We start from the raw sequence: 15410 nt of genomic DNA, 5'->3' as shown, positions 1-15410 counted from the left end.
TGCGACCGCGCCTGATCGTAATCCTCACGCACGGTCGGTAATCGGCAGCAGGATGGTGAAGCAGGTCCGCCCGGGACGGCTGTCGACCTCGATCATCCCCTGATGCTGCTCAATGAAGCTCTGGGCCAGCGACAGGCCCAGTCCGCTCCCTCCTTCCCGCCCCGAGACCAGTGGATAGAAGATCTTGTCGCGGATCTCTTCCGGAATGCCGGGGCCGTTGTCGATCACTTGCAATTCCAGTGCCAGTTTGAAGCGACGCTTCGCCAGCGTGACCTGCCGGGCGATGCGGGTGCGCAGCCGGATTTCGCCGCGGCCTTCCATCGCTTGGGCGGCGTTGCGAACGATGTTGAGGATTGCCTGGATCAGCTGTTCGCGGTCGGCGGTGAATTCCGGCAGGCTGGTGTCGTAGTCGCGCCGCACCGCGAGTTTGGGAAACTCGGCGAGAATCAGTCGCCGTACGCGTTCGAGCACGTCGTGGATGTTGAGCTGCCCGGGCCGCATCATGCAGTGCGAGGTCAGCAGGCGGCTCATCAGGTCCTGCAGCCGGTCGGCCTCGGCGATGATGACTTCGGTGTATTCGCGCAGCTGCGGGTCCGCCAGCTCGCGTTCGAGCAGCTGCGCCGAGCCGCGGATGCCGCCGAGCGGGTTCTTGATCTCGTGCGCGAGGTTGCGGATCAGTTCGCGGCTCGCCTGTTGCTGCTGCAGGAGCTGCTCTTCGCGGGCGACGCGCAGCTGGGCGTCGATCGGGCGGAACTCGAGCAGCAGGCGAACGCCGACGGCTTCGGCCGGGCTGACAGTGCAATCGAGGTGGAGCGGCTCCGAGTCGGAGCGTGCGATCTTCAGGTTCTGGCCCGTGTAGCTCCAGTTCTTGTGCAGCGCATTCTGCAGTGCAGCGGTCAGCCCGGACGGTTCGCCGAGCAGCGTCGATAACGGCTGTCCGAGCAGGCGGCGCTGGCTGACTTCGAAGAGGTTCTCGGCACCTGGGTTGAGGTAGCGGATGACAAGATCGGCGTCGACGAGGACGATCGCCGAAGACAGCAGATCCAGGCCGGCGAACGGGCCGGTGTTCGAGGGGCGATGTAGGTCGGGCATAAGCGTCCAGGGGAGTCCGATGAGGTCTCGCAAAAAACGCGCCAGACCCTTCACTATTTGAGGCTGGCGATTTCCTTTTTCAGGGCATCGACGTTGCGCTGATGGAGTTCGACCTTGTCCTTGTAGGGCTGCAGCCGGTCGAGCACCTTCTGGTAGTTGCGCTCGTTCCCGAGCCGGATCGCCTCCTGCTCGGCGAGCGCTTTCCGGGCTTCGGCGAGCGCCGTTTCCTCGGCGAGGAGTTCCTTCTCCAGCACCTGCCGCCGGGTGTCGTCCCGGGCGCGCGCGCTTCCGGGGGCGACGCGCGGGAAATCGTTGGGCGTCGCGCGCGGCTGCGCGGCGGGCGCGGGGCGGGGCGGGGATCGACGAGACGGGCTGGTCTTCGCTCAGTTCCTTGCAGCCGCGGGCGAAGGTGCTGTCATTGGTGTAGGTGACGCTGCCGCTGCTGTCGATGCATTTATAGACGCTCGCTTGCGCGGGCGCGGCGGCGGTCAGGATCAGGACGGCGGGGAAAATGCGGATGTCAAGCATGAGGGCGGGCAGGAGATCCCTTGGGAGAGGCATGGGCCGGGCGGGAAGATCACCGGCGGATGGCGGCGATTAGACCCCATAAAAAAGGGACGGGCAATGCCCGTCCCTGCCGTGAACCCGGTAATGCGCAGATCAGAGGCTGTAGTACATGTCGAACTCGACCGGGTGGGTGGTGATGCGCATGCGATCGACTTCTTCGCCCTTGAGCGCGATGTACGCGTCGAGGAAGTCGTTCGAGAACACGCCGCCGCGCGTCAGGAACTCGCGGTCCTTGTCGAGGTACTCGAGCGCTTGGTCGAGGCTGGTGCAGACGGTCGGGATCTTCGCATCTTCTTCCGGCGGCAGATCGTACAGGTTCTTGTCGGCCGGATCGCCCGGGTGGATCTTGTTCTGGATGCCGTCGAGACCGGCCATCATCAGCGCCGAGAAACACAGGTACGGGTTCGCCAGCGGATCCGGGAAGCGCGCCTCGATGCGGCGGCCCTTCGGGTTGGCGACATACGGGATGCGGATCGAGGCCGAGCGGTTGCGCGCCGAGTAGGCGAGCTTGGTCGGCGCTTCGTAGTGCGGCACCAGGCGCTTGTACGAGTTGGTGCCCGGGTTGGTGATCGCGTTCAGGGCGCGGGCGTGCTTGATGATGCCGCCGATGTAGTACAGCGCAATCTCCGACAGGCCGGCGTAGCCATTGCCGGCGAACAGGTTCTGGCCGTCCTTCCAGATCGACTGGTGCACGTGCATGCCCGAGCCGTTGTCGCCGACGATCGGCTTCGGCATGAAGGTGGCGGTCTTGCCATATTGGTGCGCGACGTTATGCACGATGTACTTCAGGACCTGGGTCCAGTCGGCGCGCTTGGTCAGCGTGCTGAACTTGGTGCCGATCTCGCACTGGCCCGCGTTCGCGACTTCGTGGTGATGCACTTCGACCGGCACGCCGCACGCTTCGAGCGCAATCACCATCGCGGCGCGGATGTCGTTGAGGCTGTCGACCGGCGGGACCGGGAAGTAGCCACCCTTGACGCGCGGGCGGTGACCGGTGTTGCCGCCTTCGAACTTGTCGGCCGTCGACCATGCGGCCTCTTCGGAGATGATCTTACTGTAGACCCCCGACATGTCGACCGACCATTCGACCGAGTCGAAGATGAAGAACTCGGGTTCGGGGCCGAAGAACGCGGTGTCGCCGATGCCGGTGCTCTTCAGGTAGGCCTCGGCGCGCTTTGCGATCGAGCGCGGGTCGCGATCGTAGCCCTTGCCGTCGGACGGCTCGATGACATCGCAAGTCAGCACGATGGTGGTTTCGTCGAAGAACGGGTCGATGTATGCGGATCCTGCTTCCGGCAGCAGGATCATGTCGGAAGCCTGGATGCCTTTCCAGCCCGCCAGCGACGAGCCGTCGAACGGGTGGCCGTGCTCGAAATGGTCTTCCTCGAACGCCGAAACGGGCAGGCCGACGTGGTGCTCCTTGCCGCGGGTATCCGTAAAGCGCAGGTCGACGAAGCGAACTTCGTTCTCCTGGATCATCTTCATGACTTCTTGGGCGTTCATATTCACTCCTGGTCAGATCGGGCGATAGCGATTAACGGTGAAACTTCCGTTGCGCGGCAATAAGCAGCATCCGTGCCATGCTGTTTTGGCGTGTCCGGCATTGTGCCACAAGGCAAGAGGGCGGCGCTGGAGCGTTACCCCGATTGCCGTACGAATCGGAATGCCTCAGGGACCCTCGCAGGGAGTGAGGCAATTTGCCACGCGGATGCACCATATCGGGGTGCTGTGCGACGCGTGCGCACCATCATGGTGCGGCGTTGGTAAAATGGCGGTGCCTGCATATTCCCTGTTCCCGCTGCGGGAAGGGGAGCGGGAACGCGCCTGCTGTTGGGTGGTCTGCGAGCGGAGCGATATACTTCTCCGACTTATCTATCCGGATGACGGCAATGGGGAAACTGACTGATCTGCTCGGGCTCGCGCGGCGCCGCGCGCAGGAGCTGAATTTGCCGTACGCGGGCGCGCTGACGCCAGCCGAGGCATGCGAAGTCTGGCAACTGGCGCCGGGCGCGCGGCTCGTCGATGTCCGTACGCGTGCCGAGTGGGACTGGGTCGGCCGCGTGCCCGGTGCGGTGGAGATCGAGTGGTTGAGCTATCCGGGGAACCAGGTGAATCCGCACTTCCTCGCGCAGCTCAAGCGTGAAGTCGATCCCGAGGCGCTGGTGATGTTCATGTGCCGCTCCGGCGGCCGTTCCGACAAGGCGGCGCGCGCAGCGACCGAGGCGGGTTATCCGGAGTGCTACAACGTCCTCGAAGGTTTCGAGGGGGATCTGGATGCGAACGGCCGGCGCAACCGCATCGGCGGCTGGCGCCATGCCGGCCTGCCGTGGCGGCAGAGCTGATCCGGTCCGCAGCCTGACGGTGTCCATGGCAACCCCGGCGGGTTGCCATGGTCTGAATGACATTGCTACCGATTGAGATACGAAAGAGATACCGAATGATGCAAGTTGCCCCCATCAGTTTCGATCGTTTCAACACGCTCCGGGACGACGAGGCGCAAGCCCGCATCCGCGCCGCCCGCGCGCGGCTTGGTGATCGCGCCGTGCTGTTGTGCCATCACTACCAGCGCGCCGACGTCTACCAGCATGCGGATCTGACCGGCGACTCGCTGAAGCTGTCGCGTCTCGCGTCGCAGACCGATGCCGAATTCATCGTGTTCTGCGGCGTGCATTTCATGGCCGAAGTCGCCGACATCATGTCGCAGCCGCACCAGAAGGCGATCCTCCCCGACCTCGCCGCCGGCTGCTCGATGGCCGACATGGCGAGCCTGGCGAAAGTCACGCGCTGCTGGCGCGAACTGGCGGAAGTGCTCGGCACCCCGGATGAACTCATCACGCCGGTCACCTACATCAATTCGGCGGCCGACCTGAAAGCTTTCTGCGGCGAGCACGGCGGCATCGTGTGCACGTCGACGAACGCACCGACGATCCTCGACTGGGCGTTCGCACAGCGGCCGAAAGTGCTGTTCTTCCCCGACCAGCACCTCGGGCGCTGGACCGGCTACAAGAAAGGCATTGCGCTCGACGAGATGGTCGTGTGGGATCCGGACCTCGAATACGGCGGGCTGACGCCGGAGCAGATCCGCAACGCGAAGATCCTGCTGTGGAAAGGGCACTGCTCGGTGCACCAGATGTTCCAGGAAAGCCATATCCGGCGCTGGCGCATGCAGCATCCGGACGGCCTGGTGATCTCGCACCCCGAGAGCAGCCTCGAAGTCTGCATCAACTCCGACTACGTCGGTTCGACCGAATACATCATCAACACGATCAAGGCCGGCGCGCCGAACACGCGCTGGCTCGTCGGCACCGAGCTGAACCTCGTCGACCGTCTTGCCGGGGAAGTCAAATCCGAAGGCAAGATCGTCCAGTTCATGGCGCCCACGGTGTGCATGTGCTCGACGATGCAGCGCATCGACCCGCAGCATCTCGCCTGGACGCTCGAAAACCTCGCCGACGGCAACGTCGTCAATCATATCCGGGTGCCGGCGCACGAAGCGCAGCTCGCGAAAGTCGCGCTGGACCGGATGCTGTCGGTGTCGTGATGGACACGGTGCCGGCCCTGCGCGTCTGCACCTACAACATCCACAAGGGATTCTCGCAGTTCAACCGCCGCATGGTGGTGCATGAACTGCGCGAACGCCTGCGCAGCCTCGACGTGGATGTGGTGTTCCTGCAGGAAGTGCAGGGCCTGCACCTGGGGCACGCGAACCTCCATCCGAATTGGCCGGGCTCGCCGCAGCACGAATTCCTGGCCGAGGACGTGTGGAGCCAGTTCGCCTACGGCGGCAATGCGGTGTATGACCACGGGCATCACGGCAACGCGGTCCTGAGCCGCTATCCGATCGTCTCCTCGACGAACCAGGATGTGTCCGACCACCGCTTCGAGCGGCGCGGGCTGCTTCACTGCGAAGTGCAGGTGCCGGGCATCGGCGAGCCGGTGCATTGCGTGTGCGCGCACCTGGGCCTGATGGCCGGTAGCCGGCGGCGCCAGATGGGGGCGCTCGCCGAGCGCATGGAACAGATCGCCCCCGACGGTGCGCCGCTGATCATCGCCGGCGATTTCAACGACTGGCGCAACCGCGCCGACCAGTTGCTCGCCCGCAGGCTGGGCCTGCGCGAAGCGTTCGACCGCGGGCGGGGAGAACCGGCGCGCAGTTTCCCGAGCACTGTGCCGGTGCTGTGCCTCGACCGGATCTATGTGCGGGGTTTCCGCGTCCGCCAGGCGCAGGTGCATTGCGGCCTGCCGTGGTCGCGAATTTCCGATCATGCCGCGCTCACCGCGGACCTGGAGTTCGGCGGGTGACGGAGTTTCTCCCCGGCAACGCGATCACGCTGCTGGAGAATGGCGGGGACTTCTTCCCCGCACTGCAAGAGGCGATCGACGGCGCGCAGAAGGAAATCTTCCTCGAAACCTACATCTTCGAGAACGACGCGACCGGCAGCCTGATCGCCGCCGCGCTTCGGCGTGCCGCGGTACGCGGCGTCGCGGTACGCCTGCTGGTCGACGGGTTCGGCGGGCGCCAATTCGTCCGGACCCTGATGTCCGAACTGATTCCGGACGGCGTCGGGGTGATGATCTACCGCCGCGAGCTGCGCACGCTGGCGTTGCGCCGACACCGGCTGCGCCGCATGCATCGCAAGCTGGCCGTCATCGACGGGGCAGTCGCCTTCGTCGGCGGCATAAATATCGTCGACGACCTGCAGAGCGGCCTGCTCGAACGCCCGCGCTTCGACTATGCGGTGCGCGTAGAAGGGCCGCTGCTCGGCCCGATACTCGAGTCGATGCACCGCCTGTGGCGGCTCGTGTCGTGGGCGAGGCTCGGTCGCAGGCTGCGCGACCCGTTGCTCGTCCCGGCGAAGACCGATCCTGCCGGGACGGTGCGCGCCGCGTTCGTCACGCGCGACAACCTGCGGCGCCGGCGCGATATCGAGGATGCCTATCTCGAGGCGATCGGCAGCGCGCGCACCGAGGTGCTGATTGCCTGCGCGTATTTTTTCCCCGGCCGGCGTTTCCGCCAGGCGCTGGTCGATGCCGCCGAGCGCGGCGTGCGCGTGTCGCTGCTGCTGCAGGGCGTGTCCGACCACCCGATGCTGTGCCACGCGACGCGTGCGCTGTATCCGTTCTTTCTCGGGCGCGGCATCCACCTGTTCGAATATCACCACAGCCATCTCCACGCGAAAGTCGCGGTCGTCGATCGGCGCTGGGCGACGGTCGGTTCGAGCAACATCGACCCGTTCAGCCTGCTGCTCGCGCGCGAAGCCAACGTCGTCATCGACGACGTCTGTTTCGCGACCCAGCTCGATGCGAGTCTCCAGCGGGCGATTGCCGGCGGTGCGCGGGAACTGCGCCGCGAGGACTGGCGCCGGCTGCCGACGCTGCGCCGCGTGACCAGCTGGATTTCGTACCAGCTGGTGCGCCTGGCAATCGGGGTGGCCGGCTACGGCGGCAAACATTGAGATCCCGCCGCCCGACATGAACTCGCGCGGGAGCAGGCACTCTATAAAGAGCCGAGAAGCCCTTCGTCGCGATCGCCGCGCGAAGTGATTTCTCCGACAACAAGGAGGTTTGCGATGGAACTCCCGACCCACTCGATGAGCAACCTGTTCGCCCAGCTCGGCTTGCCCGCCGACGAGGCGGCGATCGAACGATTCATCGCAAGCCATTCACCGCTCCCCGAAAACGTCGCGCTCGCCGATGCGTCGTTCTGGACGCCTGCCCAGGCAGCTTTCCTGCGCGAGGAAATCGGTGACGACGCGGACTGGGCCGAGGTCGTCGATCAGCTCAACCTGAGCCTGCGCTCCTGAGCGATGTCCTGACGCCTGGCCGTGCGCGCGCCCGGTGCCGGGGCGCCGGCCGGGAGCGAATGACGATCGACGTCGGCAAGCAGGAGCCGGATCATGGAAAGCCGCATTATCTCGGTCATCAGCGGCGCGAGCCGCGGGCTCGGCCGCGCTGCCGCCTACCGCTTGGCAACGATGCCAGGCCATCTGGTGATTGCCACGGCGCGCAATCCGGCCGATCTTGCGCCGTTGTGCTCGAAGCTGGAGCTGAGCGGTCATTCGCTGGAAACCTTCCGCCTCGACGTGACCGAGGATGCGTCCGCGGGCGCGCTGCGCGACTGGATCATGGAACGCTTCGGTCGCGTCGATGTGCTGATCAACAATGCCGGCGTGCTCCTCGACCGTTATTCGACAAGCATTCTCGAGCTGCCCATCGATACGCTTCGCGCGACGCTCGAGACCAACCTGTTCGGCGCGTTGCGCGTCTCCCAGGCGCTGCTGCCGCTGATGCGCGCGAGTCGCGCCGGGCGGGTCGTCAATCTCGCGTCGGGGATGGGGCAACTGGCTGAAATGGAGGCGGGAGCCCCTGCGTACCGCATCTCGAAAACGGCCCTGAACGCACTGACGCGCATCCTCGCAACGGAAATGGCCGAGTACGGGATCAAGGTGAATTCGGTGTGTCCGGGCTGGTGCCGCACCGACCTCGGCGGTGCCGAAGCGCCGCGCTCGCCGGAAGAGGGCATCGACAGCGTCGTGTGGCTGGCGACCCTGCCCGACGACGGACCTACCGGCGGTTTCTTCCGCGACCGGCAGCCGATCCCGTGGTGAGGCTTTGTGCGCGCGCGAGGTCGCCGGTCATGTCCGGGTCCCTGTGATCTTCAGGGCGCCGGGTTCGGGTTGCCGCGTGCCGGGCCGGAAAAGGCCTCAGGCGCCTGCGCCTGCAGCTGCCGCGGCACGTCGGCGAGCGACCAGTGCGCCGCGGCCCATTCCCATATCTCGCGCAACGAGGCATGGCCGAGCGCGGGTGGCGGATTCTGGCCGAGAAAGGCGAGCGCGGCGAGCAGCGCGCGGGCCGGCGGCAGCGCCGCCACCGGTGCGGCCAGGGTCTGCTTCGACAGCTTTTCGCCCGCCGCGTTGACGACGACCGGCAGATGCGCATAGGCCGGCGTCGGGTAGCCGAGCAGATGCTGCAGATGGATCTGGCGCCCGGTCGAACCGAGGAGGTCGGCGCCGCGCACGATATCGGTCACGCCCGCTGCCGCATCGTCGACCACCACCGCGAGCTGGTACGCGAACTGGCCATCGCCGCGCAGCACCACGTAATCGCCGACCTCGGTCGCGAGATCCTCCTCCTGCCGTCCCTGGATGCGGTCTGCGAACACGATCCTTCCCTGTGCCCGCACGCGCCACGCATGGGCGCGGCGCCCGGCCGGCAGGCCGTTGCGGCAGGTGCCCGGATAGAGGCGCGAGCCGTCGCGCGCGAGCGCCGAATCGGCCATCTCGCGGCGCGTGCAGGCGCACGGGAAGACGTGTCCCGCGACTTTCAGGCGCTCGAAGGCGTCGCGGTAGGCGTCGAGCCGCGCGCTCTGCCACACCGGCTCGGCGTCCCATTCGAAGCCGAAACGCTCGAGCGTCGCGATGATGTCCTGCGCGGCGCCGGGCACGGTGCGCGGCGTATCGACGTCCTCGATGCGGAGCAGCCACTGCCCGCGATGCGCGCGGGCGTCGAGAAAGCTGCCGACGCCCGCGACCAGCGAGCCGAAATGCAAGGGCCCGCTCGGGGACGGTGCGAAGCGGCCGACATACGGGGGTGAGGCGTCGATCATGTGCCGGCCGGCAGCGCCATTCTTGTGGCGGGCGGTGCGGGGAAGTCCGCAAAGCGCCCTGGGTGCAGGCCGGCCGCGGCGAGATCGCGCGGGAATTGGGCGGACGCGAGATAGGCGAGTTCGACCTCCCGCGGCGCCGTCAGGCTGTCGCAGGCCCGCAGCGTCGCATCGACACGGCCGGGATGGACGTGGAGCAGCGGACGGGGTCCGGACGTGTCGAGAAAACGCTGCATCAGCGCGCCGAACGGACGGCGTCCGGAAAAATCGTGCAGGCCGGCAAAGCCGTCGTTCGCGGGCACGGCGTAGTCACGCAGCAGGCGGCGCAGGCCGAGCGCGAGACGGCTGATGAACAGCGCTTTGGGCAGCGCGACGCGCCGGCGCAGGCATCGTGCCGAGGGCTCGACGCAGTCGCGCACCCACACCGTGTTCGGCGCATAGCGATGGCGCAGTTCCTCGACGAGCACTTCGCGCACCACCGGCAGCACATGCACGTGCTGGTGACCGTCGACGTAAGCGGGCGGGGCACCCCAGATATCCTCGAACGCGTCGAGCTGGGCGCGCAGCTCGTCGGCGATCGCGTCGCGACGCACGGCGCCGGCGAGCGCGCGCGGCAGCAGGTGGCCGAGTGTCGGCAGACGGCCTTCTTGCCGCGCGAGTCCGCTTGCGCGGCTGACGGGGGCGTGGTCGGTCAGCGTCAGGTGCAGGCCGACGTCGGCAGGGTGGCGGAGGACGACCTGCTGCAGCATCGGTGCGCGCCGTCGCCAGTCGGGCAGGCCGGTCATGCAGCTCGTCGCCGTCAGGCGGCCCGCGGCGATCAGCTCGACGATCGCGTCGCTGACCCCCGGCGCGATGCCGAAGTCGTCGGCGCAGACGATGATCGGGCGAGTTTCGGGAAGGTGTGGCATGGCGGGACTTTATCGCGGACGGGCCGTCAACGCGCGAAGGGCCGGCGGCGTTTACTCTCGGTTGTCTCCGCGTCCGGAGATTTTTTCGAATGTGAAGCCGTGCCCCGCCCCGATCTGCGCGATCCGCGTCCCGATGCCCCGCCGTTCCGGCGTCCACGCCGCTGCCCCACGCCCTTCGCCGACGCTGCCGAGGCTGTCGGTGGTGATCCCGCTGTATAACGAGGCGGCTCGCTCGGCGAACTGCACGCGCGGCTGGCCGCGGTCCTCGAGACCCTGCCCATCGCCGGCCACGAGATCGTCTTCATCGATGACGGCAGCCGGGACACGACTTTTGCCGAAGTCGCCGCCCTGTGCGAAATCGATCCCGCGTTGCGCGCGCTGCGCTTCGCGCGCAACTTCGGCAAGGAGGCGGCGATGGCGGCGGGTCTGCGCGCGGCGACAGGCGACGTCGTGGTGCTGATGGATGGCGACCTGCAGCATCCGCCGGAGCTGATTCCGGAGATGCTCGCGCGGTGGCGGGCCGGCGCGAAGATGGTCACCGCGGTGCGCCGCTCGCGCGACACCGACCCCTGGCTGCGGCGTCAGCTCTCGCGCGGCTTCTACGGCCTGTTCAAGCGCGTGTCCGAAGTCGCGCTCGCCGAGGGGGGCGGGGACTTCCGGCTGTTCGACCATGCGGTCGTGCGCGCGATCAACAGCATGCCCGAGCGCACGCGGTTCATGAAAGGGATCACCAGCTGGGTCGGGTTCCGCCAGGAAGAAATCCCGTTCGATCCGGCCGAACGCGCCGCCGGGGCTTCGGCGTGGTCGCTGCTGCGGCTGCTGAGCTACGCGGCGGACGGCCTGTCGGCATTCAGCACGCTGCCGCTGCGCGTGTGGTCGCTGGTCGGGCTGGTGATGGCGGCGATGTCGGGGCTCTACGGCGGCTGGCTTGTCGTGCGGACGATGGTCTGGGGCATCGATGTGCCCGGTTATGCGTCGATGATGGTGGCGGTGCTGTTCCTGTCCGGCATCCAGCTGATCAGCCTCGGCGTGCTCGGCGAATACGTCGGCCGCATTTTTACCGAGGTCAAGGCGCGGCCGCTGTACCTCGTGGCCGAGAAGCTGGGTTTCGACGAGGACGAACGGTGAATCGCCCGGGTGAAGTCGCGTTTGATGCCGGTTTGCGGGCGAACGCCGCTGCCGTGGCGCTCTCGCCGGTGTGGGCGCGGCGCCTCGCGCTGCTGCTGCTCGCGGCGACCGCCGTGTTCATCGTGCTCACCTTCGACCGGCACGGCATCAGCAACGACGAAGAGGTGCAGCATATCTACGGCCGCCTGCTCGTCGATTTCTACGCGTCGGGCTTCGCCGATCGCGCCGCGTTCGCCTACAAGAACCTGTACCTCTACGGCGGCCTGTTCGACCTGATCGCGGCGACGCTCGAGCGCGTCGTGCCGATCGGCGTGTGGGATCTGCGCCACCTGTTGTCGGCCGCGTTCGGTCTTGCCGGCCTGGCCGGCACCTGGCTGCTGGCACGCCTGCTGGCCGGCGAACGCGCGGCGCTCGCGGCGCTCGGGCTGCTGCTGCTGACCGGCGCGTGGTCCGGGGCGATGTTCACGCACACCAAGGACGTGCCGTTCGCCGCCGCGATGGTGTGGGCGCTGTATTTCACGACCCGCTTCACGACCGGCCTGCCGGTGATCCGCCGCGCGGACGTGCTCGGCCTCGGCGTCGCGATCGGCTGCGCCTTCGGGCTGCGTGTCGGGGCGGTGTTCGCGGTGTTCTATCTCGGCGTCGCGGTGCTGGGGGCGACGTGGACCGGCGGCACGGACCGGACGGAACGGGGAGCGATTCTCGGCCGGGCCGTCGTCGCGCTGCTGCCGGCCGGGCTCGTCGCGTTCGTGCTGATGGGCCTGTTCTGGCCGTGGGCGGTGATGTCGCCGGGCAACCTGTTTCGCGCGATGACGACGTTCTCGCATTTCGCCTTCCAGCTCGACACGATCCTCGCCGGCGCCGTGATGAAGAACGGCGAAGTGCCGGGCCATTACCTGCTGAGCTATCTGCTCGTGCGCCTGCCCGAGATGTTCCTCCTCGGCGTCGCGTTCGCGCTGCTCGGCGTGCTGCGTGCGCTGCCGTCGCTGCGCTCCGCGCAAGGCTGCCGCGCTGCGCTGCGCTGGCTGCCGGTTGCGCTCGCCGCGGGATTCCCGCTCGCGTACACGCTGCTCGCCGCGCCGCCGCTCTACAACGGCATCCGTCACTTCACGTTCGTCCTGCCGCCGCTCGCGGTGCTCGGCGCCGTGGGCCTGCAGCATGCGTGGCGGCGCGCGGCCCGTTTGCCTCGCGCGCGAAGGCTTGCGGCGGCCGGCTGCGTGCTGCTGGCGCTCGCCCATGTCGCGACGCTGGCGCGCCTGCACCCGTACGAATACGTGTTCTACAACGGCTTCGCCGGCGGTGCGGGCGGCGCCGCCGGGCGCTGGGAACAGGACTACTGGGCGAGCAGCCTGCGCGAAGCGGCCGGCCTGCTCAATGCCTATGTCGCACGCGAAGGCACGGCCGGGCGACGCTACAGCGTCGCGGTGTGTGCCGAATCGCTGCAAGGGGCGGAATGGCTGGCGCCGGGGCTGGACGTGACGCGCGACTGGCGCGCTGCGGATTTCTTCCTCGCGGCGACGCACATGAACTGCGATACGGCGGTCAAGGGCAGGGTCGTCGCCGAAGTCGTGCGCGACGGCGTGACCCTCGCGGTCGTGCGCGACCGGCGCCTGCTGGCCGGAGCCGACCGGGAGCCGCAGTGAGCGCCACCTTCCGGTTCGGCCGCTTCCTGCGCTTCGCGATGGTCGGCGCGCTCGGTACGCTGGCGCATTACTCGTTGCTGCTGGCGCTCGTCGAAGTCGCGGGCGCCGAGCCGGTCGTGGGGTCGGTGGCCGGCTTCGTGCTCGGCGCGCTGGTCAATTACGCGATGAACCGCAGGCTCGTGTTCCGCTCCGAGCGCGCGCACCACGAGGCGCTGCCGCGTTTCTTCGCCGTCGCGGGCATCGGGCTGCTCTGGAACGCGCTGCTGATGTACGCTCTCACCGATCTCCTCGCGCTGCATTACCTGCTCGCGCAAGTCGTGACGACCGGTGTGCTGCTTGGCTGGCATTATGTCGGCAACGCGCTATGGACGTTTGGCGCACCTTCGCCACCGCGCTGAACACGATTCCGGCAGGTTGCGCAGGGTTTTCAACGCTGATTTTCCACGCTTCAATCCCCGTTTTGCCGCATGCCCTCCGGCGCCGCGACATATCCCTCAACCCCTTTCCCGCAAACACCATGGACAACATTGTCACCTTTTACAGAAATGGCCCCGAGGCGATCGCCGTCAATGGCGAACGTATCAGCGAAGAGACGATCACCGCGGTCATGGCCCAGTTCCCGGACGCGCCGAATCCACGGCAGGCGGCCGCCCGCTCGCTGGTAGTGCGCACGCTGCTGCGCCAGCGCGCCGCGACCGTCGGGATCGAGGCCGACAGCGAGGAAGCGGCAGTCGAAAAACTGCTGGAACGCGAGGTCATCATGGAACCGGTCGCCGACGAGGAAATCCGCCGCTATTTCGACGCCAACCGGCAAAGATTCCGCAGCGGCGATCTTTTCGAAGTCCGTCACATCCTTTTCGACACGACACACGACGGAGACGACAGGGCAACCGCACAAAAGGCGGAGCGCGCGCTGTTCCACCTCAAGAACAATCCGGAGGCATTCGAACGGGTTGCCCAGGAAGAGTCGTGCTGCACGAGTGCCAGGATCGGCGGAGCGCTGGGGCAGATCTCGGAGGGCGCCGTGGTTCCGGAATTCTGGGTGGCCCTCGTCAGTTTCGGCAAGACCGGGCTATTGCCCCAACTGGTCGAGACGCGCTTCGGTCACCACATTGTCATGATCGACCGCCTCGCGCTCGGCGAAGCGCTGCCCTTCGAAGCGGTACAGGCCAGGATTCGCGATTACCTGACCGGTCGACTGGAACAATTGACGTATCAGCAGTACGTCGCGCAGTTGATCGGCCAGGCACAAATCGTCGGCATCGACCTGAGCGACCAGGGACCCAGCAGGGCAATCGCATCAAATCCCCTGTAGTCCCAAGATAGTTTCGCGGTAGGAGTCGGAAGAGGCGGCGATGATGCGTCGAGTGTGGATGCCGGTTTTTCGAGAAGAGTCGAGGCGAAAGAGATTGAGGACAAGACGACGAATGATGGCGAGGTTGGCGCCGGCGTTCTTTACGCGGGCACGCATCTGGTCGTCGTTCAAGGCGACATCGAGGCACCAATGAACACGATTTTCTATGCCCCAATGACTGCGAACCGCATTCGCCAGCGTTGCGGCATCGGCGGCAATGCTGCCGATATAGAGGCGACGCTCGCAGCTGGTCTTGCCGTTGATCGTCCGTTCTGCCTCAATCACCCCGAACATCATGAGGTCCGGCCATTGCTGCGGATTGGCCAAACACGCCAGTTGATCGAAGGCCCAGCAGCGGCGCACTTCCAGACGGCCGTGATCCTTCTCGACCGACTCGACGTAGGTGTGCCTGGTCGCTTTCCAGCCCTCGGACTGGCCGATCTCGAAGAAGGTCGTGATCGATTCAGCCAGGGTCGGCTGGTTGTCCTTCACGGACAGGACGTAATCGGCTTCCTTGTCCCGAATCGATTGGGCGATGTTGGCGTGGGTACCCATGGCATCGATGGTGACGATGACACCCTTGAGCATCAGGGCTTCCAGCAGGACGGGAATCGCGGTCAGTTCGTTGGACTTCTCGGCACAGGCTTCCTGCCCCAACACCAATCCGGCCTCGGCGGCGAACGCACTGACCATGTGCAATGCCTGCTTGCCCGCCTGACGACTGCGCCGACTCGCTTTGCCGTCGATCGCCACGACCGTGCCTTCGGCCAGCGCCGGCAGCACGCCGCCGACCCAGCGGCGGAACCCTGCCTCCAGCGCTTTCTTGTCCAGCAGCCCGAACAGACGGCCAATAGTGTCGTGCGACGGAATCCCGTTCTCCAGCTTCAAGAAGCGCCGCAACCAGTCAAGGCGCTCCTTGGACCAGTCTTCAACGCCGACAAAGTCGTCGATCCCGCACACCAGGGCGCAGACCGTGATCACCAGTATCTCCACCAAGTCGTGTTTCGACCGTCCCGCCACACGCGGATCAGGAAGGCCAGAAAACGCCTCCACCAGCGACAACTTCTCGCTTCCAGTTCCCCGATTTCCCGTCTCCATGAGTCACCCCAAAAAGA

Annotated in this window: 16 protein-coding genes and 1 pseudogene; 10 read left to right on the top strand and 7 right to left on the bottom strand. The window is 66.6% G+C overall.

Features of this window, described 5'->3' with window-relative positions; genetic code table 11:
* Positions 1-24: 24 nt before the first annotated feature.
* The 4 genes and pseudogenes from glnL to glnA form a co-directional block, all read right to left on the bottom strand.
* Positions 25-1092 (bottom strand): nitrogen regulation protein NR(II), encoded by a 1068-nt coding sequence (gene glnL / locus GO606_RS21815; protein ID WP_169120272.1) that lies wholly within the window; start codon positions 1090-1092, stop codon positions 25-27.
* A gap of 53 nt (positions 1093-1145) precedes the next feature.
* Positions 1146-1346, bottom strand: coding sequence for a hypothetical protein (locus tag GO606_RS21810; protein ID WP_246979866.1), 201 nt, complete (start codon positions 1344-1346; stop codon positions 1146-1148).
* A 133-nt stretch (positions 1347-1479) separates the two neighbouring features.
* Positions 1480-1620, bottom strand: a pseudogene (locus GO606_RS21805) (DUF4124 domain-containing protein); the annotation flags it as partial.
* A 132-nt stretch (positions 1621-1752) separates the two neighbouring features.
* The gene (gene glnA / locus GO606_RS21800; protein WP_169120434.1) at positions 1753-3162 is read right to left on the bottom strand and encodes a type I glutamate--ammonia ligase; all 1410 of its coding nucleotides are present in this window, start codon (positions 3160-3162) and stop codon (positions 1753-1755) included.
* 386 nt (positions 3163-3548) lie between these two features.
* Here glnA and GO606_RS21795 point away from each other — a divergent pair, with 386 nt between their 5' ends.
* The 6 genes from GO606_RS21795 (at position 3549) to GO606_RS21770 (ending at position 8267) form a co-directional block, all read left to right on the top strand.
* Complete coding sequence (locus tag GO606_RS21795; RefSeq protein WP_169120436.1) at positions 3549-4001, top strand: rhodanese-like domain-containing protein; 453 nt, start codon at positions 3549-3551, stop codon at positions 3999-4001.
* Between the two features lie 98 nt (positions 4002-4099).
* Complete coding sequence (gene nadA, locus GO606_RS21790) at positions 4100-5200, top strand: quinolinate synthase NadA (RefSeq protein ID WP_169120450.1); 1101 nt, start codon at positions 4100-4102, stop codon at positions 5198-5200.
* Positions 5200-5961, top strand: a complete 762-nt coding sequence (locus GO606_RS21785; protein ID WP_169120438.1) for an endonuclease/exonuclease/phosphatase family protein — start codon at positions 5200-5202, stop codon at positions 5959-5961. Before nadA ends, GO606_RS21785 begins: the two co-directional genes overlap by 1 nt.
* Positions 5958-7115 carry a cardiolipin synthase ClsB gene (gene clsB, locus GO606_RS21780; RefSeq protein WP_169120440.1) on the top strand — a complete coding sequence of 386 codons (1158 nt, stop codon included), beginning with the start codon at positions 5958-5960 and terminating at the stop codon, positions 7113-7115. The genes GO606_RS21785 and clsB overlap by 4 nt, the downstream gene beginning before the upstream one ends.
* A gap of 114 nt (positions 7116-7229) precedes the next feature.
* The gene (locus tag GO606_RS21775; protein ID WP_169120442.1) at positions 7230-7463 is read left to right on the top strand and encodes a DUF2789 domain-containing protein; all 234 of its coding nucleotides are present in this window, start codon (positions 7230-7232) and stop codon (positions 7461-7463) included.
* Between the two features lie 93 nt (positions 7464-7556).
* Complete coding sequence (locus tag GO606_RS21770; RefSeq protein ID WP_169120444.1) at positions 7557-8267, top strand: SDR family oxidoreductase; 711 nt, start codon at positions 7557-7559, stop codon at positions 8265-8267.
* Between the two features lie 50 nt (positions 8268-8317).
* Here GO606_RS21770 and gluQRS read toward each other — a convergent pair whose 3' ends face one another.
* Entirely contained in the window at positions 8318-9265 is a 948-nt protein-coding gene (gluQRS, locus tag GO606_RS21765; RefSeq protein WP_169120446.1) for a tRNA glutamyl-Q(34) synthetase GluQRS, read from the bottom strand.
* Entirely contained in the window at positions 9262-10170 is a 909-nt protein-coding gene (locus GO606_RS21760) for a ChbG/HpnK family deacetylase (protein WP_169120448.1), read from the bottom strand. The genes gluQRS and GO606_RS21760 overlap by 4 nt, the downstream gene beginning before the upstream one ends.
* Positions 10171-10410: 240 nt before the next feature.
* Here GO606_RS21760 and GO606_RS21755 point away from each other — a divergent pair, with 240 nt between their 5' ends.
* The 4 genes from GO606_RS21755 to GO606_RS21740 all read left to right on the top strand — a co-directional run bounded on the left by GO606_RS21755 (position 10411) and on the right by GO606_RS21740 (position 14256).
* Positions 10411-11298 (top strand): glycosyltransferase family 2 protein, encoded by an 888-nt coding sequence (locus tag GO606_RS21755; protein WP_343316367.1) that lies wholly within the window; start codon positions 10411-10413, stop codon positions 11296-11298.
* A complete protein-coding gene (locus GO606_RS21750) occupies positions 11295-12941 on the top strand; it encodes a glycosyltransferase family 39 protein (protein ID WP_425532225.1) in 1647 nt (548 codons plus the stop codon). Before GO606_RS21755 ends, GO606_RS21750 begins: the two co-directional genes overlap by 4 nt.
* Complete coding sequence (locus tag GO606_RS21745; protein WP_246979840.1) at positions 12938-13339, top strand: GtrA family protein; 402 nt, start codon at positions 12938-12940, stop codon at positions 13337-13339. The genes GO606_RS21750 and GO606_RS21745 overlap by 4 nt, the downstream gene beginning before the upstream one ends.
* A gap of 119 nt (positions 13340-13458) precedes the next feature.
* On the top strand, positions 13459-14256 hold the full coding sequence (locus tag GO606_RS21740; RefSeq protein ID WP_169120744.1) for a peptidylprolyl isomerase: 798 nt from the start codon (positions 13459-13461) through the stop codon (positions 14254-14256).
* Here GO606_RS21740 and GO606_RS21735 read toward each other — a convergent pair.
* Positions 14242-15393, bottom strand: coding sequence for an ISAs1 family transposase (locus tag GO606_RS21735; protein WP_246979353.1), 1152 nt, complete (start codon positions 15391-15393; stop codon positions 14242-14244). The genes GO606_RS21740 and GO606_RS21735 overlap by 15 nt on opposite strands.
* Positions 15394-15410: the final 17 nt, after the last annotated feature.

This window comes from Aromatoleum anaerobium, assembly GCF_012910705.2.
Classification (GTDB): domain Bacteria; phylum Pseudomonadota; class Gammaproteobacteria; order Burkholderiales; family Rhodocyclaceae; genus Aromatoleum; species Aromatoleum anaerobium.
The sequence above is the reverse complement of the archived record's forward strand: the minus strand, read 5'-3'. Positions and strand labels throughout refer to the sequence as shown.